Annotated in this window: 17 protein-coding genes and 2 rRNA genes; 2 read left to right on the top strand and 17 right to left on the bottom strand. The window is 40.3% G+C overall.

Going from position 1 to position 20,861, the window contains the following annotated elements:
* The first annotated feature begins 15 nt into the window (after nt 1-15).
* Nucleotides 16-432 (top strand): hypothetical protein, encoded by a 417-nt coding sequence (locus DK924_RS08425; RefSeq protein ID WP_055013120.1) that lies wholly within the window; start codon nt 16-18, stop codon nt 430-432.
* Between the two features lie 21 nt (nt 433-453).
* Here DK924_RS08425 and ccoG read toward each other — a convergent pair whose 3' ends face one another.
* The 10 genes from ccoG to DK924_RS08475 all read right to left on the bottom strand — a co-directional run bounded on the left by ccoG (nt 454) and on the right by DK924_RS08475 (nt 13,528).
* Nucleotides 454-1,836 carry a cytochrome c oxidase accessory protein CcoG gene (gene ccoG, locus DK924_RS08430; protein WP_054200638.1) on the bottom strand — a complete coding sequence of 461 codons (1,383 nt, stop codon included), beginning with the start codon at nt 1,834-1,836 and terminating at the stop codon, nt 454-456.
* A 152-nt stretch (nt 1,837-1,988) separates the two neighbouring features.
* Nucleotides 1,989-3,407 carry a sigma-54-dependent Fis family transcriptional regulator gene (locus DK924_RS08435; protein ID WP_109874866.1) on the bottom strand — a complete coding sequence of 473 codons (1,419 nt, stop codon included), beginning with the start codon at nt 3,405-3,407 and terminating at the stop codon, nt 1,989-1,991.
* 56 nt (nt 3,408-3,463) lie between these two features.
* Nucleotides 3,464-4,765, bottom strand: coding sequence for an AarF/ABC1/UbiB kinase family protein (locus tag DK924_RS08440; protein WP_109874867.1), 1,302 nt, complete (start codon nt 4,763-4,765; stop codon nt 3,464-3,466).
* 64 nt (nt 4,766-4,829) lie between these two features.
* A complete protein-coding gene (locus DK924_RS08445) occupies nt 4,830-5,384 on the bottom strand; it encodes a DUF1439 domain-containing protein (protein WP_010392868.1) in 555 nt (184 codons plus the stop codon).
* Between the two features lie 99 nt (nt 5,385-5,483).
* On the bottom strand, nt 5,484-8,168 hold the full coding sequence (locus DK924_RS08450; RefSeq protein WP_109874868.1) for a DUF349 domain-containing protein: 2,685 nt from the start codon (nt 8,166-8,168) through the stop codon (nt 5,484-5,486).
* Nucleotides 8,158-8,439, bottom strand: a complete 282-nt coding sequence (locus tag DK924_RS08455) for a YeaC family protein (protein WP_008114080.1) — start codon at nt 8,437-8,439, stop codon at nt 8,158-8,160. Before DK924_RS08455 ends, DK924_RS08450 begins: the two co-directional genes overlap by 11 nt.
* Nucleotide 8,440: 1 nt before the next feature.
* The gene (locus DK924_RS08460; RefSeq protein WP_109874869.1) at nt 8,441-8,767 is read right to left on the bottom strand and encodes a hypothetical protein; all 327 of its coding nucleotides are present in this window, start codon (nt 8,765-8,767) and stop codon (nt 8,441-8,443) included.
* Between the two features lie 123 nt (nt 8,768-8,890).
* Nucleotides 8,891-10,393: a sodium:alanine symporter family protein gene (locus DK924_RS08465; protein WP_109874870.1), complete on the bottom strand. Its 1,503-nt coding sequence runs from the start codon at nt 10,391-10,393 to the stop codon at nt 8,891-8,893.
* A gap of 373 nt (nt 10,394-10,766) precedes the next feature.
* Nucleotides 10,767-11,894 (bottom strand): M14-type cytosolic carboxypeptidase, encoded by a 1,128-nt coding sequence (locus DK924_RS08470; RefSeq protein ID WP_054200633.1) that lies wholly within the window; start codon nt 11,892-11,894, stop codon nt 10,767-10,769.
* A gap of 191 nt (nt 11,895-12,085) precedes the next feature.
* A complete protein-coding gene (locus DK924_RS08475) occupies nt 12,086-13,528 on the bottom strand; it encodes a glyceraldehyde-3-phosphate dehydrogenase (RefSeq protein ID WP_010392881.1) in 1,443 nt (480 codons plus the stop codon).
* Nucleotides 13,529-13,701: 173 nt separating this feature from the next.
* Between DK924_RS08475 and DK924_RS08480 the strand changes: the two genes are divergently transcribed.
* Complete coding sequence (locus DK924_RS08480) at nt 13,702-14,499, top strand: DUF2989 domain-containing protein (RefSeq protein ID WP_109874871.1); 798 nt, start codon at nt 13,702-13,704, stop codon at nt 14,497-14,499.
* Between the two features lie 41 nt (nt 14,500-14,540).
* Here DK924_RS08480 and ihfA read toward each other — a convergent pair whose 3' ends face one another.
* The 7 genes from ihfA to DK924_RS08515 form a co-directional block, all read right to left on the bottom strand.
* Entirely contained in the window at nt 14,541-14,837 is a 297-nt protein-coding gene (gene ihfA / locus DK924_RS08485; RefSeq protein WP_008114070.1) for an integration host factor subunit alpha, read from the bottom strand.
* 2 nt (nt 14,838-14,839) lie between these two features.
* On the bottom strand, nt 14,840-17,227 hold the full coding sequence (gene pheT / locus DK924_RS08490) for a phenylalanine--tRNA ligase subunit beta (protein WP_109874872.1): 2,388 nt from the start codon (nt 17,225-17,227) through the stop codon (nt 14,840-14,842).
* A 15-nt stretch (nt 17,228-17,242) separates the two neighbouring features.
* Complete coding sequence (gene pheS, locus DK924_RS08495; protein ID WP_008468473.1) at nt 17,243-18,223, bottom strand: phenylalanine--tRNA ligase subunit alpha; 981 nt, start codon at nt 18,221-18,223, stop codon at nt 17,243-17,245.
* A gap of 82 nt (nt 18,224-18,305) precedes the next feature.
* Nucleotides 18,306-19,016 carry a DnaA inactivator Hda gene (hda, locus tag DK924_RS08500; RefSeq protein WP_010392888.1) on the bottom strand — a complete coding sequence of 237 codons (711 nt, stop codon included), beginning with the start codon at nt 19,014-19,016 and terminating at the stop codon, nt 18,306-18,308.
* Complete coding sequence (locus DK924_RS08505) at nt 19,016-20,071, bottom strand: DUF2066 domain-containing protein (protein ID WP_054201186.1); 1,056 nt, start codon at nt 20,069-20,071, stop codon at nt 19,016-19,018. The genes hda and DK924_RS08505 overlap by 1 nt, the downstream gene beginning before the upstream one ends.
* A 442-nt stretch (nt 20,072-20,513) precedes the next feature.
* A 5S ribosomal RNA gene (gene rrf, locus DK924_RS08510) occupies nt 20,514-20,628 on the bottom strand.
* A gap of 135 nt (nt 20,629-20,763) precedes the next feature.
* A 23S ribosomal RNA gene (locus tag DK924_RS08515) occupies nt 20,764-20,861 on the bottom strand; the annotation flags it as partial.

A 20,861-nucleotide genomic window follows, 5' to 3' on the forward strand; every position in this document is an offset into this window, starting at 1 on the left:
TAAAAGGGGCGGCTATTGAAATTTGAAAATAACTACGGCAGTTATAGCTTGCGTGTTGAAGGTAATATAGTTATTGGGCAGTTTAAAGGTAACTTAAACCCTCAGTTATTAAATCATTTTAAAGCCGCTTTATTAAATAGCATTGAACCATTTAAACATTTGTCTTGGGGTTATATTAGCCACTCTCCTGAGGTGATTGCTGCTACCCCCGATGCTGAAAAAAACATGATAGATGTAAGCCAAACAATGGGGATTAATAACTGTTTGATCAGTGCGTTTGTCCTCACCTCGCCTATTGCTATAAGGCAATTGCAGCGGATTATGCACAGCTCTGGCCGTGATGCTCATTTGCAAGAATGCTTGTTTGCTGATTTTCAAAGCGCCAAAAAATTTGTAATTAAGCAGCTAGCCCTAGCCGAGTCAGGTTGTTAACTGGCTAGGACTCATACTTTATTAATTTTTATAAAACTGGCTGTCTTTGGTAATAGTAATTGCAGGGTCTTCTTGCGAAGTTATCACAAAACTCAGCTTGCTCACTTTGCGTGCTAAGTCGTAACCGTCTGCGGTCACCGTTACCGGCACACTTTTCATCAGCCCAGGTTCTACTAATATAGCATTTGGGCTTTGCAATGTAGCCCCCTCTAAACCGCTAATTGAAATTGAATAATGCAGCGGTTGCTGAGTTTTATTGATAATAGTGAGCGTGTAAGGATTTTCAACTAAGCCTTCGTAATTTACCCGGTACAATGCGTTTCTATCTCTAAGTACTGAGGCTTCTATAGGGGTACGTTGTAACATCCATGCAAACATAGATAAAATTAATAGCGCAGTTAACGCCCCATAGCCTACAAGTTTAAGCCTAAATGGATTGGTTTTTTGCCCTGCCATTTGCTTTTCACTGGCGTATTTAATTAAGCCTTTTTCGTAGCCAAACTTATCCATGGTGTCGTCACAAGCGTCAATACATAAACCACAGTTAATACATTCATATTGCAAGCCATTGCGAATATCAATCCCTGCAGGACATACTTCCACACATAAGTTACAGTCTACGCAATCACCTAAATTAAGCGCTTTAGGATCGGCTTTGCGTTTACGTGGGCCGCGATTTTCTCCACGCTCGCTATCGTAAGTAACCACCAGCGTATCTTTATCAAACATCACCGATTGAAAGCGCGAATACGGACACGCCACAGTACACATTTTTTCACGTAAAAAGCCTGCATTTCCATAAGTACAAAACGCAAATAAAAATACCCAAAAACTGGTGATCCCAGACCACTCTAAATTTAACATTTCGAGGTACAAGGTTTTAGCGGGGATAAAATACGCTAAAAATGAGGTCGCCGTGAGCACCGAAATAACCAGCCAAGCACTGTGCTTAGTGATTTTTTTTCGCCATTTGGAAATATCCCAAGGGCTCTTATCAAGCTTAATCCGCTGGTTACGCGTACCCTCTATACGTTGCTCAACCCAAGAAAACATTAACATCCAAATGGTTTGTGGGCAGGTATAACCACACCATACTCTGCCAAGCCAGTTGGTAACAAAAAATAGGGCAAACGCTCCCACCATAAACAGCATGGCTAAAATCATAAAGTCTTGAGGGAGCAAGGTAAGGCCAAAAATAGTAAATTTTTGGGTGGCCACATCCAATAAAACCGCTTGCTGGCCGTTATATTGAACCCACGGAATGGCAATAAAACTCAGCATTAACAACCAGCCTAAATTGCGACGTATACGTTGAAAAAAACCTTTTTGCTCGCGTATATAAATTGGCCCCTCTTCTTTATAGGGCTTTATGATCATGTCTTCTTCTTTAATATCAAACTTCATGCTACTTACTTCATAGTGACGGGATTAAACAAGTATTTGCAACTTTCAGACCACACTGAAAGTTAAACTAAAGCATTGATATTAAATGACTTTAAAAATAAAACCGAACTATAATATCGCGATATTTAGCGATTATCGCGATATATCACGAGTTAGCTCTGACGACGCAGTCCTAACTTTTGCATTTTTGAGCGTAAGGTACTCTCTGGTAAGCCCAACTTATTTGCCGCGCCTTGTTCACCTGCAATTTTCCAATTACACAGTGCTAATACGCTGCTTATATGCTGTTTTTGTGCTTCATCAAGTGTAAGCGTTGGGTTTATGGCGTTATCATCGCCCGCTTTAAGCGACTGACTTAACTGTAATGTAGAGTGTTTAGATAAAATAGCTTCTCGTTCGAGTACATTTTGTAGCTCTCTAATGTTACCTGGCCAGTCATACGCTTGTAATTGTCTGATCGCTTTTTTACTTAACCCTTGTAATTGCTTACCTAAGCGCTTGTTTATTTGTGCAATTAAGTTTTGACACAAGTAAGGAATGTCTTCTTTTCGTTCTTTAAGTGCTGGCACATGAATAGGAAATACATTTAAACGGTAATATAAGTCCATTCTAAACTGCCCTGCTTGTACCATTTCCCACAAGTTACGGTTGGTTGCAGCAATGATGCGAATATCAACCTTTAGGGTTTGACTACCGCCAACGCGTTCAAATTCACGCTCTTGTAATACCCTTAATAGCTTACTTTGGGACTCTAACGGCAGCTCTGCGACTTCATCTAAAAATAAGGTGCCGTGATCGGCAAGTTCAAAACGTCCTTTACGACGCTCGTTAGCGCCAGTAAATGAGCCCCTTTCATACCCAAAAAGTTCTGACTCTAATAAACTTGGAGTGAATGCCGCACAATTTACTTTTATAAATGCTTGTTCGTTGCGTTTACTGAGACGGTGTAAGTTACGCGCTACCAACTCTTTGCCAGTGCCATTTTCACCAAGAATGAGTACGGTGCTGTCGGTTTCACTCACTAACTGTATTTGATCTAACATGCGTTGGAATACAGCGCTGTGGCCAACCAGTCCTGAATCTTGCCAATCCTCATTAAGCTCGGCAATAAGGTAATCATTCTCATCTTTTAGCTGCTCGCTTAGGTGCTTTACTTGAGCTAACGCTTCGTGCAACTGAGTTTGCGTTTGCTGTTGTGCTGATATATCGCGAAATACTGCTACAGCACCAATGAGCTGGTTATTTTTATAAACGGGAGTGGAGGTATACTCAACAGCAAAGGCACTGCCATCTTTGCGCCAAAATACTTCGTTTTTTACTTCGCGGCGTTTGCCATCAAACATAGTGCAATAAATTTGGCACTCATCGGCAGGGTAAGGAGTGCCATCGGCATGACTATGATGATGATATTGATGTATTTTCTTTCCTAATAATTCATCGGCCGTCCACCCAGTCATTCGCTCTGCAGCTGGGTTTACAAATACCGCATTGCCGGATAAATCAAATCCGTATATGCCCTCACCCACCGCATTAAGCAATAAGGTAGGATCGTTTAAAAAGTTTTTTATCATAATACAACCTCGCGAAATATCGCGAGCATTATGCCAATTTTATCCTGCTTTAGCACTTAATAATGGCTAAATAACGCCTTAATATTTATTTTGGCTTCTAAACGCGCTGCAATTAAATATAAGCCAGCTAATTTACGATGAATAAACAATGCATCCACAGGAGGGGTATGCCACTGCTGCGACTGTGCGCTTAACTGTAACCCAGCATCTTTGATGTTGCTAGCAAGCTCACTGTTTTTAAAATCAAACTCACCATTATAGCGAAGTGGCTCGCAAGCCATTAAAAATAAATCAATCACGCTTTCTTTATAGTCACCTTTTAGAGCGTCTTTAAAATAGCCAATAGCAGTGGCAGCATTGAGCACGCCTTCACGATCATTATTACTGCCAGCTTTAAACAGGACTAAATAAGCATCACTAAGGGGAGAGGTAATTTCTCGGGTGGCACCAAAATCAAATAACACAATTTTTTGTGATTCTGGTTGGTAATGGTAATTAGCAAAGTTAGGGTCGGTTTGAATTAACTTAAACTCAAACATTTCTTTAAAAAACAAATCAATTAGTTGCTCTGCAACAAAGCATCGCTCAGCAGCGGATAAATCACAAATGCCTTCTATGGATTTGGCATCAACATACTCCATGGTTAGCACCTGCGCAGTACTGTGCTGAGGATACACGCTAGGGACTTTGAAATGCGCGTTATTTGCTAACAGGTTTTTGTAACGCGCTAAATATTCAGCTTCTAGGGTGTAATCAGCCTCAGCTAGTAACTGCGCTTTCGCTTCTTCAACTAAGGGTTTTATATCCAACTCTTTAGGTAATAATCGCGATAAAGTAAGTAAAGTGATCACATTATCTACGTCGCTTACCACACTTTTAGCAATACCTGGATATTGAATTTTAACGGCTAATTGATCACCATTTTCTATATAAGCTAAATGAACCTGCCCAATTGATGCAGCTGCAAACGGTCTTAGTTCAATATGAGAAAAACGCGATAACCAGTCATCCCCCCATTGCTCTTTTAGCACGCTCACTAATTGCTTATGTGGCATTGGGTTGGCATCGGCACGCAACAAAGACAGTAACTGCGCAAGCTCGGGAGTTAATAAGTCGCCAGCATCCATTGAAAGTAACTGCCCAAGCTTCATTGCCGCACCACGAAGATGCGACAGCTGAGTGGCTAAGTTTTCAATATTTTTTGGCTGGAGTAATAAGCTCTTATTATCCCAACCTTTACCACTAAGCGCACTTTTGGTACCGCCCACTAACATATTTGTGGCAACGCCGGTGGCCAATGAGCCTAACTTTGCAAATCGTGAAAGTCGAGAGGTGGGAACGGATCGCTCATTAGCCATAATTAACCTAATCTATTAATAATAAGGTCAATTAGTACGTTTTATTACGCTTGTTGGATCTAAATTATAACCGAGGCACTAGCTTAATCGCGCCTTCGACTACTTTTAAATCTAAGGGTAAATTACTTAACAGTGCCATTTTAGGGTCGTTCATATTTAACTTATAAACAGGGTTAACCGCTAAAAATGCATTCATGACATCCATCGCCTCATTATCCAGCACTTCTAAATTACCTTTAAAACCCCCGGCATCGATACTTGAATCGCGTAACTTAACATTACGTAAAAATACGGCTTTTTTCTCGCTATCATAAAAAGGCGTGCCTTGTATTTGTAACTTTAAACGCACAGGGTATTTTAATGCAAAGGCATTAATTTCGGCGCTCGAATCAGCACCTAATAAAACATAATCACTGTTGTCGGGACCAATATTAACGCTTAAATCATTCACATCAAACTGCACAGGTAAGCCCATCAGGCTAACTTTTTCACTTAGTTTAGGTAACTCTTTATTTAGTAACGACTCAACCTCTGAATTTGTAAATGAATAAACCGAAATACCCTGAGTGCTGTTACAGGCAGTTAAAAATAATAGTGAAATAAAAACAAAAATTTTCATACAAAACCCTATTCATTAATCGTATTGGCAGTAAGTAGCCATAATAAAAAACCGCTTTAATAGCGGTTTTTTTATTTTAGTTGATAAAAGTCATTGCGCTTACTTTACAGCAAAAATAACTTTTAACCTTGCTAGTGTGTCAGTTGTGACTGAACCTTCGCTGAGTGCAATTAATTGCTTTAAATAATAGTTTAAATCAGCGTGGTCTCCACGGTGCTTGTCATCAAGCATTGCCACTTGCTCAACCATTCTTTGCGCTGAGTCATGCGAACTCACGTTAGCCAGTATTTCCATACGGGTTAGCAACTGCTCGATACTTAATGACGTTTTTACCACACCAGTATACTGACTTGGCACTGGTTCATTATTCTCAAGCGCAACAAATAATGCGTTTAAGTTAGCTTGTTCGTTTTTGGCAGCTAATCCGGTTAGCTTTTCATCTATAGCTGACAATAAAGCGGATACTTTAGGCGTTAACGATTTAAATGGCATATACCCTTTAACTTTGGTTTGCAGATCAAGTAATTGGGCTTTACCTTCAACACTATTTAAAGCCGCTTCGAGCTCATTTAGTTCGGCTGTTGCTAGCTTATCTGATTCACCTTGCTCGCGTTTTTGCTGCTCAAACTCTTCGCTGCGTTTAGTGAATGTTGCATCATTAAACTCACGGAATTTTTGCCATAGTGCATTCTCAGCTTTTAAGCCTGCAAACCCTATACTCTGCCATTGTTGCTGTAACTGCTTTAACTGCTGACACGCCTCTGCTAGGTTTTCACTTTGAGATAGCTGTTGCGCTTGCTCAACGAGCTCATTTTTAAGTGCGGCATTGCCTTTATGAAACGCATTAAGTGAAGATACAACTAGCTGCTGTTCTGCCTTATAACGCTCGTTTAAAATTCGGTATGTTTTAGGATCAACTTTACCTACACTACGCCATGCTTTTTGTAATCGGTTGTAGTGGCTTTCAAATTGTTTCCAATCTAAATCAGCATCCTCTGTCGCTTGTAAATGCAGTGCATGCATTTGCGCTATTAGTTGCTCTCGCTCTACTTTAGCCGCTTCACGCTGGATTTCTTGCTCTGCGAAATAACTACGACAAGGTGCGAACAATAGCTCAATTTTTTCATCAAACTCATTTCCTTGCTGCTTTTCTTGCTCTGTATCAAGGCGACCTAGTTCATTCCAACGCTTACGCAATACTTTAACTTGGTCAGCACGCTGTTGCGGATCGTTACAAGGCTCATCAACTAGCAGTGTTACTTCTTCTAAAAGTGCAGTGCGTTTAGGGGCCGCTGCATACTTTTGCCAATCTTTAGCATCAGCTAGCTGCGCTTCTAGATCAGCTTTTAAGTTAACCAGCGGCTGTTGGTATTTCTCAGTTAGGGCATTAAATAGCTCTTCGAAGCCTTTAAATACACCAAATGCAACATTAAAACGCCCTTCTTCAATTAAACGTTTAACATCACGCGCTTTTCGCTTAGCTTGACTTTGAGTTTTTTCTAGCGGCTTAGTGAGTTCGCTCATTGAAGCTAAGAACTGCTTCTTATGCGCATTAAGCTGAGTTTTGAATGACGCTTGTAAATCAGCGCTAAGTAAATTTAAGTGGCTGCGTGCAGTTTTAAAGGTATTATTGAATGCTGTTAACTGTTGATCGTAATCGCTAAGTTGCTCTGCAGGTTTTATTTCACTAAGCGCATTGTAGGCAATTTTATATTCTTTAATCGCCGCAGTTAGCTCAGGCAACTTAGCAACTTGTGAGAATAATTGCTCAAGCTTATTAATCACTTGTTTTGATTGCTGATCAGCCACCAGTTCCGTTTTATCTAGCGTGTCTTTCGCTTGCGCTACTTTTGCATTAAGCCAGTCTTGCTGAATTTGCTCTGGCGTTTCTAACCCTAACTGTAATGCATTCTCAATTTCTTCACTTAATGCTTCTAACGTAGCTAACGCTAACACTTGGCGCTGTTGCTGAGCTAAACGTTGCTGCTCTACTTCGTGCTGCGCTTTTAGTATGGCAATGTGGGCATCAAGCTTATCGGTAATTGAAATATACTTAGCATCAAGGGTTTTTACATGTTCTTCACTTAGCCATTTTAATTCTAGAGCTTGCCATTGTGCCATGAGCTCTGCGGCTTGTGGGTCAACAATGGCGTAGTCATTTTTATCACGCAATGCATTAAGCTTGGCTAAAATAACACGGGTTGCGTTTTCAACTTGCGATGGCATTTCAAGTGCTAAACGCTCGTTTTCAAGATGACTTTCAAGCGCTACTTTAGCTTCACCTTGAGCATGCTTTAACAGTGCTTTAGTTAACTGCTGAGTAATCAGTAAATCAACTAACTGCTTTTGCAGCTCTTCATTGGCTTCTTTAAAGGCTTTTTCAATCAGTTTAGGGTTTGCTAGGCGTTTTAAGAGCTTAACTCTCACTTGCAGTTCTTTTTCTGCAAATGCTAGTTTTTCAAGGGTTTTAATCGGTGCAAAGCGTTCAATATACTCATTTTTAATCTGTGCCGATAAGCTACTTTCACTGTTTAATACAGCAGACGAAATTTGTTGCTCAGCCACATCTTTTAATGCCTGATCTTGCTTGTAAGCTTTCCACCAAAGCGGTAAATCGTTTACTTTTTGCAGTGCTTTACGACGAATTTCAGCCGATGAGTCTTCAAGCGCTAAGGTGCTTAAAATTGTTACGTCGCGTGCTACATCAAGTTTTTCAATCGCATCTAAACGAACTTGTTGCTTCGGGTGTTTCCATTTTGGTGTAAAAAGGTGTTTAAAGATCATTTTCACTGAACCTAGCTATTTCGTTATCTGATTTAAATTCTTTTTGTAGTTGCGCTTTGGTTTTTTGGATCATTTCTCCATCTGCACCAATGGTAAACTGCTCGTTTGATTGTGCTACTTTTGCTTGATACAACATCACAAGTTGGACTGTTTGTTGTTTTTGTTCATCTGATAAAGGTGTGCCATCTGGCCACTTTCCTGTTGATGCACCATATTGCAGACGCTCAAATAATTCTGGAGTAATATTCTGTACTAGGTTGTCAATATTCATGTCATTTTTTCTTTTTCAGAGTCACTAAAATAATACGGTTAATAAGGTACCAAATACAGCCAATGCCTATGGCTGAGATATACGCATACCACTGAAGTGTTTTTTCTTGAGGTTGTAGGAAGTACAAACAAAAGAAGCCACCTAAAAATAAGATCAGCGCTAAAAAGGAGTGGTTCATAAACATTTGCTGCTTTTTAATTCGCTGCTCACGTTGAAGTTGTTGAACTTGCTCGGCATTTAATTCAGCAACGTTACTTTGGCAATGTGGACACTGCGGATGTTTATCTGAAATTGATTTTGCACATTTGGGGCAACGAATAATCGCCATACATCTCTCTCCATACTACGCATAAAAAAAGCGCCTTTCGGCGCTTTTCATTGTACTTGTTTTATTGCTCTTTGTCTTTTTTGAATTTAACCCAATAGTTCATATTAGGTTATTAGGGTCTGTTTATTCAGCGTCTTTTGATTGCTTTTCAAGGCGCTTTTCCCAGAAGGTAGCATTTTTAATCCCTAACTTAACGGGATCAAATATGATTTTTCCACCTTTTTTCTTTTGTTCTTCATAATCGCTCAAACATGATAAGGCCGGTTTAGCGACAAAGAAAATGGCTAATATACCCAATATGTTGATCCACGCCATTAAGCCAACGCCTATGTCGCCAATAGTCCATATATAACCGGAACTGTTAACCATGCCGTAGGCTACCATAAACATAATCATAAGTTTTACCACTACAAGCGGAATACTTCCTTTAAAGTAGCGATTTAAGTACGCGATATTAGTCTCAGCAATGAAGTAATAAGCAAGTATAGTGGTAAAAGCAAAGAAGAATAAAGCGATACCTACAAACGCTTCTCCAAAGCTACCAAATACACTAAACAACGCCATTTGGGTAAATGCTGCTGACCCCACTTCAGTTGCCGCATCAACATTTTGTATAATGAATTGTCCTTCTGGCAAAGTGCCGACTACATTGTATTGCTGCGTCATTAAGATCATTAATGCCGTTGCTGTACATACAAAAAGTGTATCAACATAAACAGAAAAAGCTTGCACTAAACCTTGCTGTGCAGGGTGATCAACTTCTGCTGCCGCCGCTGCATGAGGACCTGTACCTTGACCGGCTTCATTAGAATAGATACCACGCTTAACACCCCAGCCAATTGCAGCGCCAAAGCCTGCTTGGGCTGTAAATGCATCACCAATAATAAGCGAGAAAATGCCTGGTACTTTGTCTATGTTTAAAAATACGATAATTAAGGCCAATACGATGTAACCAAGCGCCATAAATGGCACTACAATTTGCGTAAAATTAGCAATGCGCTTTATACCACCAAAGATAATAAACGCTAAAACGATTAGAATAATGGCCAATGCAACGAGTTTAAAACTGCCTACGTCACCAAAAGTTGTAGACACCATAGTGCCATCACCAAATACTTGAGTGAATGCGTTGCCCACAGCATTTGCTTGTACGCCCGGCAGAAAAACTCCACAGGCTATAATTGCCGACACAGCAAATAATACAGCCAGCCACTTTTGCCCTAAGCAACGGTCAAAATAATAGGCTGGACCACCGCGGTATTGGCCGTCTTCTTCTAGTTTATAAATTTGACCTAATGTTGATTCTGCGTATGCAGTGCTTGCACCTAAAAAAGCAACAACCCACATCCAAAAAATAGCGCCCGGACCACCAAAACCGATTGCGGCTGCAACACCGGCAATATTACCAACCCCTACTCGGCCAGACAATGAAACAGCAAGAGCTTGAAAAGATGAGATCCCTTTTTCTGAGGTGTTGGGGCTAAATAATAGCTTACACATTTCTTTAAAATGTCTAACTTGAGCAAATCGAGTTAGTACGGAGTAAAATAAGCCTGCGCCTAGGCATAAATAGATGAGTGCATCACTCCAAACAACATCATTAACGGCGCTTACAAAAGCTTCCATGAACATCCTCACAGTTATATTTATTATTATTAATTACCATACTCTGCTACTCAGAATACCTGTCATAAGCTTTACGAAATAAGGGGTTAATCTTTTTCGTCTTTCTTATTGCTCAATCGATATTAACTTAAGTACCCAACCTTGTTAACAGTTAATTTTCAAAACAACTTATTGTTTATTTATATTGAGCCTGCTAAGACAACGTTTAACTAAGTGGAAATGGATTAAAACTATAGGTTATTAAATCTGTCGAGAAGGTGTATTGAAACGTTTTAGTGTTATGGTGGGAAATGATTTTTATTTTTTGATACGGCCGGTTTAGCCTAAAATAAAAAGGGTATCAAAATTATTGATACCCTTTAAAACAAGCGTTTTATCTTAAGTTGTCTACAACATTAACAATGGCTGCTAAAGTATCTTGACCAAATTGATATGAACGACGATCTGACCAGCCGTAATCTGGATCAGGTAAGTCATTATTATCTTTAAATGGCATTTCAACGGTGTAAGTTAGTGCTTTAAATTCTTCAGCGGTCGCTGATGAGCCTACTGTTAAATTAGCTTGACCTGGTTCGTCTTTATCGTAGCCATGCGTATCTTGAAACTCTGGAGTAATAGTTAAAAGCGCGGCTTTAAAGCTGTCTTCAAGGCCTTTTAGGCGTGCATCATAGCTTGGTATGCCTTCACTACCGGCAACAAAGTTATATGGAATGGCTTCATCTCCGTGAATGTCAAGGTGCATATCTAAACCTGCTTCTCGCATTTTATTAAGCACTAAGTAAACTTCAGGACTATTTTCCATGCTTGGCGTTTGCCATTCACGGTTTAAGTTAACCCCTTTAGCATTAGTACGTAAGTGACCACGAGCACTGCCATCTGGATTCATGTTTGGCACTACATAGAATACCGCTTTTGATAGTAAGGCTGCTGCATGTGGGTCTTCATCGTCAAGCAGTTTGTGTAATAAGCCTTCTACAAACCACTCTGCCATAGTTTCACCTGGGTGTTGGCGAGCCGTAACCCAAATGATTTTTTTATCTGCACTTGGCTGACCAATTTTAAGCACACTCATATCACGGCCATCAAGGGTTTGACCTAGCGTCTCTAACTGACAAAGCTCTTGGCTTTGTGCCCATGATAATAAGTCTAAATGGCGGTCGTAGCTGTAAGGAGCAAAATAGGCAAAGTAAACGCTGCTACACTCAGGCTCAAGCTCAAATGTTAGTGTGCCATTTTCATACGAAGACGGTACACGAAACCATGTTTGACGGTCGTATGAGGCAACAGCTTGGTAGTCTACCCAACCATCTGGGTATGCAGACTTATCAAGATTATTAATATTTAACTGATGTAATTGATAAGGCGTTGTTTCAAGACGAAAGTGAAACCACTGATAAAACTCAGACTGATGATCTTTATTAATTTCTAACTGAATATTTAACGGATCGGTGGCTTCAATAACTTTAATATTACCACTGTCAAAATTGCTACTGATTTTCATTACAACAAACCTATTAGTTAACTGTGTGTCTTGACCAAAGGATTTAGCCAAGAGGTAAATACGTGTTAATGCACTTTAAACGGCTATTACTACGTACTCAATTTAATAAAGCGTACCATAACCACTACACTTTAAAAATCTTCAGACCTAAAAAAGCCAGCAAGTGCTGGCTTTTTTAATTGCTCAAGTGTTTATCGAGGTAAACTTGGGAATGAGACTTCTGCCATATCGCGCATACAGCGAACTACCTGACAGCTATAACCAAACTCATTGTCGTACCATACGTAAAGTACAACACGGTTTTCATCAACAATCGTTGCTTGAGAATCAACAACACCTGCGTAACGACTACCCACTAAATCGGTAGACACGATTTCAGTTGATGCTGTGTAATCGATTTGATCACGTAGGTCTGAGTGAAGTGCTGTTTCACGTAAAAACGCATTAAGTTCTTCAACCGTCGTGCTCTTTTCAAGATTCAAGTTTAAGATAGCTAACGATACGTTTGGTGTAGGTACACGAATTGCGTTACCTGTTAGTTTACCTTCAAGCTCTGGTAATGCTTTAGATACCGCTTTAGCTGCACCTGTTTCAGTGATAACCATGTTAAGTGCCGCAGCACGACCACGACGTTCTGCTTTGTGGTAGTTATCAATTAAGTTTTGGTCATTAGTGTATGAGTGAACTGTTTCAACGTGACCATTCTTAATACCAAACTGATCGTTTAATGCTTTCAATGTTGGCGTTATTGCATTAGTTGTACAGCTTGCAGCACATACAATTTTATCTTCAGGTAAAATATCTTGGTTATTTACACCGTAAACGATATTTTTAATGTTGCCCTTAGCTGGCGCTGTTAATAATACTTTTGCAGCACCTTTAGATTCTAAGTGTTGACCAAGGCCTGCTTCATCTTTCCAAATACCTGTGTTATCAACAACAAGTGCATTTTCGATACCGTAGGCACTGTAATCAACTTCGCTTGGCGAATTAGCGTAGATAACTTGAATGTAGCTACCGTTAGCTTTAATAGCATTACGTTCTTTATCAATAGTAATTGAACCATTGAACGGACCGTGGATAGAATCACGACGCAATAAGCTTGCACGTTTTTCTAAATCGCCGTCTTTACCACCACGCACAACAATAGCGCGTAGGTTTAAGTCGGCGTATGGGCCTGATTTTTCAATTAACAAACGTGCTAATAAGCGGCCGATACGACCAAAGCCGTAAAGTACTACGTCACGTGGCGCTTTAGGCTCAGAATTAACAATTTCAGCTAGTTCGTCTTTAACGAACTCTTCTACTGAACGGCCATTCGCAGCATCTGTGTATAAATAGCTGTATGCTAATTTACCAATATCGATACGGGCAGAATTTAATTCCATTTTGCTGATAGCTTCTAAGAATGGGAAGCTTTCACGTAGGCGAAGTTTAGTTCCTTCAAACTGGGCTACTGATTTATGAGACTTAATAATATCAATAGTGCTTGAGTTTACTAATGGACGGCCGTAAACAGCGATTTCAATACCACGATTACGGTACAATTTACCTATAATTGGTTGCATGCTTTCAGCGTAATCTTGACGTTCTTGCCAGCTACTTGTGTATTCTAACTCGTGAGATGAGGTCATTTTTTTTACCTAATTAAACAATTTTGAACGGATAGCCTAAGAATGTATCGAATTTTGAGAGCAACACATTCCTTCGGGCAGGCCTATTCTAATTTAATCTCATTTTATTCTCTACTGTTAGAGACTAAAGTTTAGGCTAGAATAATACTTTCATTGATAATTGAGAGACTCGGATGGCTTTTAAGCACATAACCCTCACTTTTGCATTGTTGCTTGCAGGATGTGAAGAATCTTTTACCGTTGAAGATATTTGTGTGCAATCACCCGCCATGTGCAATGATCTTAACCAAGATGGCCACTGTAAAGCACAACGAGAACATACAATCTTTTATCGCTACCTCGAATCCTTACAACCAACCGATGAGCACAAATATCAACTACTCAAAGCGTTTGAGCATTACAACCAATGTATTGGCTTAGCCGCTAATATTCAGCATATAAAACTAAAAGGTAAAACTACCGCCCGTCGACGAGCCTACCTCACCAGTAATAGAGAAATGGCACGTATTTATCAGCAAACACAAGCAACCACTCACCCTGGCCTACTCTATTACCATTGGTCAAGAAACAATGATGCAACGGCACTCACCCGGCTACTTGATCTAGAAAATACCCCCGAGGTGGAAACGAGTGCTGAAATGCAATTTTATTTAGCGTCTTATTACATTAAAGTTGATGAGCACAAAGCAATTGGTTTTTTATACAACACACTGGCGTTAAATCAAGCTAAGCAAATACCTGATCCAGAAATATACACCTCTTTAATTAGCCTTTTCTATAAGCACCACCAATATAAGCACGCGTACATTTTTGCCAAAATAGCAGAGCTCTCTGGTATAAAAAATATCGATATATTATTAATTGAGCAGCAATTAATAGCACAAGAAAAGAATTTAGACAGTTTAGATGCTCTCGCCGAGCAAACATTACACCAAATAAACCAAGGAAAATTTATTTCTCCCCGGAAATAATACAACAGATACAAAAAAGGCAGCTTGCGCTGCCTTTTTGTTTATTTTTTGCTTGTGCCTACTTCGACACGGGTCTTTAACTTTTGCCCCGGCCTAAAAGTAACTACGCGACGCGCTGAAATTGGAATATCTTCTCCCGTTTTCGGATTACGTCCCGGTCTTTCTTTCTTATCTCGAAGATCAAAGTTACCAAATCCAGAGAGCTTAATCTGCTCGCCTTTTTCAAGCGCTGAGCGGATTTCTTCAAAAAACGCTTCAACTAAATCTTTGGCATCTTTTTTATTGATCCCGAGCTTTTCAAATAGGTGTTCAGCTATGTCGGCTTTAGTAAGCGCCATATCTAGTCCCTCAACGATGCATTAAACTGTTCGGCCAGTGCGGCCACCACGTTATCAACTACCTGATTGATATCTTTCTCTTCGAGTGTTCTATCAACCGCCTGCAGTGTTAGAGCAATCGCCAAACTCTTATAATTTGGCTCAATACCTTTGCCCTTATACACATCGAATAAGTTTAGGTCAACCAATTGATTTCCGCCAACTTTTCCGATGACGTTTAAAATATCACCAATTTTAACGCTGTCTTGTACTAAAATCGCGATGTCGCGGCGATTTGATGGGAATTTAGACACCCCTACAGCTTGAGGTAAATTTCTTTTTTCTAATGCCGACATTTCAATTTCAAACACAAAAGTAGCGTTGTTGATATCTAACGATTTTTGCGCTTGAGGATGTAATGCACCAAAGAAACCTACTTTTTTACCATCAACATAAATAACGGCAGACTGGCCAGGGTGAAGACCATCCGATTGCTCAGCTTTAATTTCAAAGCGGCTAACATCGTTGGTAATTGCAAGTAATGCCTCAACATCCCCTTTTAGGTCATAAAAATCAACGTTACGTTTTTCTTCAACCCAATGCTCACCATGAACCAAACCAGTAATAACGCCACCAATAACAGGAACTTGGTATACACCATTTTCAGCATTTTCATCACTGATGAACTTAAGGCCGTGTTCAAATAAACGAATACGAGGTTGTTGGCGGTTTTGGTTATACGCAACAGATGAAAGCAACCCTGGCATTAAACTTACACGCATCGCTGACATTTCAATTGAAATTGGGTGCGGCAATACCAATGCATTACACTCAGGGTGTAAAATAGCTTGCGCTTTAGGGTCAACAAAACTGTAAGTAATGGCTTCTTGATAGCCACGTGTTACTAAGGCATTACGAAAACGGCTCAGGGCAACAGTTGACTCATCATGCGTGGTCATTTTCAGTTTTGCAGTTGGTGCAACATTAGGAATGCTGTTATAACCGTATACACGTGCAACTTCTTCAATTAAATCTTCTTCGATACGAATATCAAAACGGTAGCTTGGTACATCAGCACTCCAGCTATCATTGTCAAATTTAACATCAAGTCCTAAACGCGTCAGAATATCGGTTACTTTAGCATCTTCAATATGATGACCAATAACGCGGTCTAAACGTGAACGACGTAAACGTACTTCAGTTACCTTTGGTAACTTATCAGCAGCCACAGCTTCAACAACAGGACCCGCTTCACCACCAACAATTTCAAGCAGTAACGCTGTAGCGCGCTCCATTGCATCATGTTGTAGAGCAAAGTCTACACCACGCTCATAGCGATGAGATGCATCGGTGTGTAAACCGTAGCTACGTGCTTGACCAGCAATGGCAACAGGGTTAAAGAATGCGCTTTCTAACAGAATATCAGCTGTTTTTTCAGTAACGCCAGATTGCTCACCACCAAAAATACCAGCAATGGCTAGCGCTTTATGATGATCGGCAATCACTAATGTCGATTCATTTAACTTTGCAGTGTTACCATCAAGTAAAACTAATTCTTCACCTGCGTTTGCACTACGTACTTTAATTCCACCCTCAATAGCATTTAAATCAAATGCATGCATTGGGTGACCAAGCTCTAATAACACAAAGTTAGTCACATCAACTACTGGGTCGATTGAACGCACACCACTACGGCGTAGCTTTTCAACCACCCATAGAGGTGTTTCAGCATTAAGGTTAATGCCTTTGATAACACGCCCTAAATAACGAGGACAAGCTTCATCGTTAACCAACTCTATTGATACTTTATCTTCAATTGTCGGTGCTACCGCTGGAATACTTAATGTATTAACATCAATGCTGTTCAGTACGCCAACTTCACGAGCAAGGCCTTTAATACCTAAACAGTCACCACGGTTAGGGGTTAAATCTACATCTATGATGTTGTCATCTAACCCTAAGTATTCGCGTAAATCTGTGCCAATCGGCGCGTCAAGCGGCAATTCCATAATGCCATCGCCTTCTTCGCTAATGCCTAGCTCATCAAACGCACACAACATGCCGTGTGATGGTTGACCACGAAGTTTGGCCTTTTTAATTTTAAAATCACCTGGTAATACTGCACCAACAGTGGCAACAGCAACTTTAATACCTTGGCGGCAATTTGGTGCACCACAAACAATATCAAGCAGTTCATCACCACCAACATTAATTTTTGTTACACGTAGTTTATCTGCATCAGGGTGCTGGCCACATTCAACCACCTCACCTACAACAACACCATTAAATTTGGCTGCTGCCGGCTCTACGCCATCTACTTCTAAACCAGCCATTGAAAGCTGTTCCGAAAGAGCTTGCGTATCAATTGCAGGATTTACCCACTCTCTTAACCACTTTTCACTAAATTTCATTTTATTTCTTCACTCTTAACGGAACTGGTTTAGGAATTTTAAGTCGTTTTCGAAAAACGCACGTAAATCGTTTACGCCGTAACGCAACATAGTTAAGCGCTCTACACCCATACCAAAAGCAAAACCGGTGTATTTTTCAGGATCGATACCAACAGACTTAAGTACGTTAGGGTGAACCATGCCACAGCCTAATACTTCTAACCATTTACCATCTTTACCCATTACATCTACTTCAGCTGAGGGCTCGGTAAATGGGAAGAATGAAGGACGGAAACGAATTTCCATATCTTCTTCAAAAAAGTTACGTAAGAAGTCATGTAAAATACCTTTGAGCTCAGTAAAGCTAACGTCGGTATCGACCATTAAACCTTCCACCTGATGGAACATAGGTGTATGTGTTTGGTCGTAGTCATTACGATATACACGCCCTGGTGAAATTATACGAAGCGGTGGCTGCTCTGTTTCCATGGTACGAATTTGCACACCACTAGTTTGAGTACGCAACACCAACTTAGGATTAAAGTAAAAGGTATCGTGGTCGGCGCGAGCAGGATGGTGCTCAGGAATATTTAGCGCATCAAAGTTATGAAAATCATCTTCAACTTCAGGGCCTGATTTAACTTCAAAGCCTAGTTCACCAAAAAAGCTTTCAATACGCTCAATTGTACGTGTTACTGGGTGAAGGCCACCAGAAGGCATAACGCGCCCTGGTAAAGTTACATCGATAGTTTCAGCAGCTAGTTTTTCTTCAAGTGCTTTACTCGCTAAAAGCTCACGCTTGTCATTAATTGCGCTTTGCACATCTTGCTTAGCTTGATTGATTACCTGGCCTGCTTCTTTGCGTTCTTCAGGAGCAATTTTACCCAGTGTTTTAAGTAAGCTGGTGATCTCGCCTTTTTTACCAAGGTAGTTAACCCTGATCTCTTCTAGTTGCGCGATTTCACTGGCACTGGCAACTGCCTCAAGTGCTTGCGCTAATATATTTTCTAAGTTCATTCGATACCTGATCTTTCAAAGAAGGTGATTACAATTTAGTTAGCTAATGATAACTGAAAGCAGGGTCTAGATTCTAGACCTACTACAGCTTTAGCGTTGATTTTATGAAAGGAATAGTTAATTTTCGCTGTGCAGCCATGGATGCATGATCTAATTTGTCCAATACATCCAATAAAGCGCGCATATCACGACTTAAACGGGTTAATAAAAACCGCGCACATTCGTCGCTAAGTTCAAGTCCACGCATATTCGCACGTTTAACCAGCGCTTGTGCTTTATCATCATCACTCATAGAACGAATTTGAAAAGTGGTACCCCACTTCAAACGTGATTCTAAATCGGGCAAGCTAATATTAAGCATATTTGGCAGTAAATCAGCGGTTACTACCAGCATTTTATTAGGCTCATTAAAGCGGTTAAAAAAGTTAAATAACGCTTTTTCCCATGCATCATTACCCGCCACTAAGTGAACATCATCAATACATAATACATCTAGCGCCTCAAGACCATCTAAAACCATCGGCCCAAAATGTAGAACTTCTCGCATTGATAGCAGCATATTCGATAAGCCGCGCTCCTGGGCTTGAATACAGGTGGCGTATAACAAATGGGATTTACCTGAGTCTCCTAAGCCACACAAATAAGTATACTGAAAAGCTTGAGATAGCTTAGAAAAGCTATCTTTAAGGTGGTTAACCTCTAATGAGTCTTCTCCCCCAAAATAAGAGGCAAATGTTTCATCATCCGGTAAAGTAACCGGTAGCGCCATTTGCATTGGCTCTTGAGTTAGCATTAGTTTTCAACCCATTGATACTCTAGGCTTTGCTTATCAACTATGTGATAAAAAGCACGGGGGTCGACGTAATCTTTAAAGGCATTATCAAGACCAAGGGCTTTTTTAAGATCGTTTACAGTGCCGGTATGATCTAGCTTAAATTCAACAGAATCGGGAGTTTTACGTATAATAACCGCTTGGGTGACAACACTTAGGTTGAGTAGACGGCGCTTTGCCAACTCTATATCCACAAAATTATCTGTCCCTTTTAAGGTCAAATTGGCAGTACGTTGCTCATAATACGCATTCGGATCGATCGCATATTCGCCAGCTAAACCTTGCGCTAGATCATCAATCATTTGCGCAACGATTTGCTGTCTATAGCCAATAATTCGGTTAGATTCAAACATTTCGTCATTAGTAAAACGCCAATCTAATACCCAATTATCGGAGTTAAACTCTTGATACATTCTAGCAGTAATACTGCGCTCAGCACTGTAACGTTTAGATGCCTCTTCTACTGGTTCAGAAAAGTTTCCCCAAACCTCAGGGACACCAACAAGGCGTCTATCTTGTAAATCAAGCAAAGGCACAACCACAGGTAATCCACGACGGCTTGCCTTATCATAAATGAGCTGCTCTAACTGTGGGTAACTTTCTTGAGTTACTAACTCTCGTTGCCTGTTATCTTCAATCCCTAACCAGATTGCAACCAGTGGTCGTTGCATTCCCCATAATGGCAAATTAAGCTCTTTGATTAGTGCATCGATTTTTCGTGCTTCAAACTTAACTAATAATTTAAGCTCTCCGGGGATACGCTCATCATATTCAAATTTCAGCATATAATCGGATATATCTTTAGTGCGTTGTTTAGCGACTCGATTTTCATCTGCGCTTTTGTCACCACTCACTTTTACTAATACGTTAAGCAACGCTTTGCGGCTAGCGTCTAAACGAGTATCACGAGATTTATCTTCTACGACCAAAATATCTTGATATAGATCAGTTACTTCAACTGCTGATACAGAAACACAAAAGAAAATGGATAAGGCGCTAATTAATAATCTATACACAGGCAAATCATTCATGGTTTTAAACTGTTTTGATCCTAAATCAAAGCCACTAACAAAGCAAAATTATATTTTTCTCAGTCACTAACGCCATTAAGCTCGCTTTAATGATCATAAAAAACCTCAAAGTAAATACCGACTAATTGGAGTCGGTGCGCTACTTCGTTGCGACGACGCAGTAGAATGCCTTAGGGTCGGCTCTGATCAATTCTCTTCCTTTCACCTAGAACCTTCTTTTACTTTATTCCAAACGTAAAAAAGCCCGACTCATCCTCTGTCGTGTTCTTTTATCCGTGGGTTTCGAGATATTCAACCCACGCTACGATGGTCAGGTTAACGCTGTGCAGCTGATAGCTGACGGCTGACGGCTGACGGCTAATATTTTCACTTTCCTGCAGACGTAAAAAAGCCCGACTCTTTCGAATCGGGCTTTCTCTTATTTGGAGCCTGGTAATGTCCTACTTTCACATAACAAATGCTACACTATCATCGGCGCTGTTTCGTTTCACTACTGAGTTCGGCATGGGGTCAGGTGGGTCCAAAACGCTATTGTCACCAAGCAAATTTGGTGTTAATCCGTATCGCTACGCACTAACTAAAATTTGGAATTTCTGATAATAAAGTTTTCAGTAATCTACTTTAGTCTATTAACTTCTTGCGCTTTCAACTATCACATAAAACGCGTTTGGCGTTGTATGGTTAAGCCTCACGGGTAATTAGTACAAGTTAGCTTAATGGCTCACACCACTTCCACATCTTGCCTATCAACGTTGTAGTCTTCAACGGCCCTTCA

The sequence above is a fragment of the Pseudoalteromonas sp. meg-B1 genome (genome assembly GCF_003173795.1).
Classification (GTDB): Bacteria; Pseudomonadota; Gammaproteobacteria; order Enterobacterales; family Alteromonadaceae; genus Pseudoalteromonas; species Pseudoalteromonas undina.

Excerpts from the sequence above, each read along its gene's own strand:
- DK924_RS08440 (WP_109874867.1), bottom strand. The coding sequence starts at position 4,765 with ATGGCTAATGAGCGATCCGTTCCCACCTCTCGACTTTCACGATTTGCA.
- DK924_RS08435 (WP_109874866.1), bottom strand. The coding sequence starts at position 3,407 with ATGATAAAAAACTTTTTAAACGATCCTACCTTATTGCTTAATGCGGTG.
- hda (WP_010392888.1), bottom strand. The coding sequence starts at position 19,016 with ATGCTAACTCAAGAGCCAATGCAAATGGCGCTACCGGTTACTTTACCG.
- pheS (WP_008468473.1), bottom strand. The coding sequence starts at position 18,223 with ATGAACTTAGAAAATATATTAGCGCAAGCACTTGAGGCAGTTGCCAGT.
- pheT (WP_109874872.1), bottom strand. The coding sequence starts at position 17,227 with ATGAAATTTAGTGAAAAGTGGTTAAGAGAGTGGGTAAATCCTGCAATT.
- DK924_RS08465 (WP_109874870.1), bottom strand. The coding sequence starts at position 10,393 with ATGGAAGCTTTTGTAAGCGCCGTTAATGATGTTGTTTGGAGTGATGCA.
- DK924_RS08450 (WP_109874868.1), bottom strand. The coding sequence starts at position 8,168 with ATGATCTTTAAACACCTTTTTACACCAAAATGGAAACACCCGAAGCAA.
- DK924_RS08470 (WP_054200633.1), bottom strand. The coding sequence starts at position 11,894 with ATGAAAATCAGTAGCAATTTTGACAGTGGTAATATTAAAGTTATTGAA.
- ihfA (WP_008114070.1), bottom strand. The coding sequence starts at position 14,837 with ATGGCGCTTACTAAAGCCGACATAGCTGAACACCTATTTGAAAAGCTC.
- DK924_RS08475 (WP_010392881.1), bottom strand. The coding sequence starts at position 13,528 with ATGACCTCATCTCACGAGTTAGAATACACAAGTAGCTGGCAAGAACGT.
- DK924_RS08445 (WP_010392868.1), bottom strand. The coding sequence starts at position 5,384 with ATGAAAATTTTTGTTTTTATTTCACTATTATTTTTAACTGCCTGTAAC.
- DK924_RS08455 (WP_008114080.1), bottom strand. The coding sequence starts at position 8,439 with ATGAATATTGACAACCTAGTACAGAATATTACTCCAGAATTATTTGAG.
- DK924_RS08460 (WP_109874869.1), bottom strand. The coding sequence starts at position 8,767 with ATGGCGATTATTCGTTGCCCCAAATGTGCAAAATCAATTTCAGATAAA.
- ccoG (WP_054200638.1), bottom strand. The coding sequence starts at position 1,836 with ATGAAGTTTGATATTAAAGAAGAAGACATGATCATAAAGCCCTATAAA.
- DK924_RS08480 (WP_109874871.1), top strand. The coding sequence starts at position 13,702 with ATGGCTTTTAAGCACATAACCCTCACTTTTGCATTGTTGCTTGCAGGA.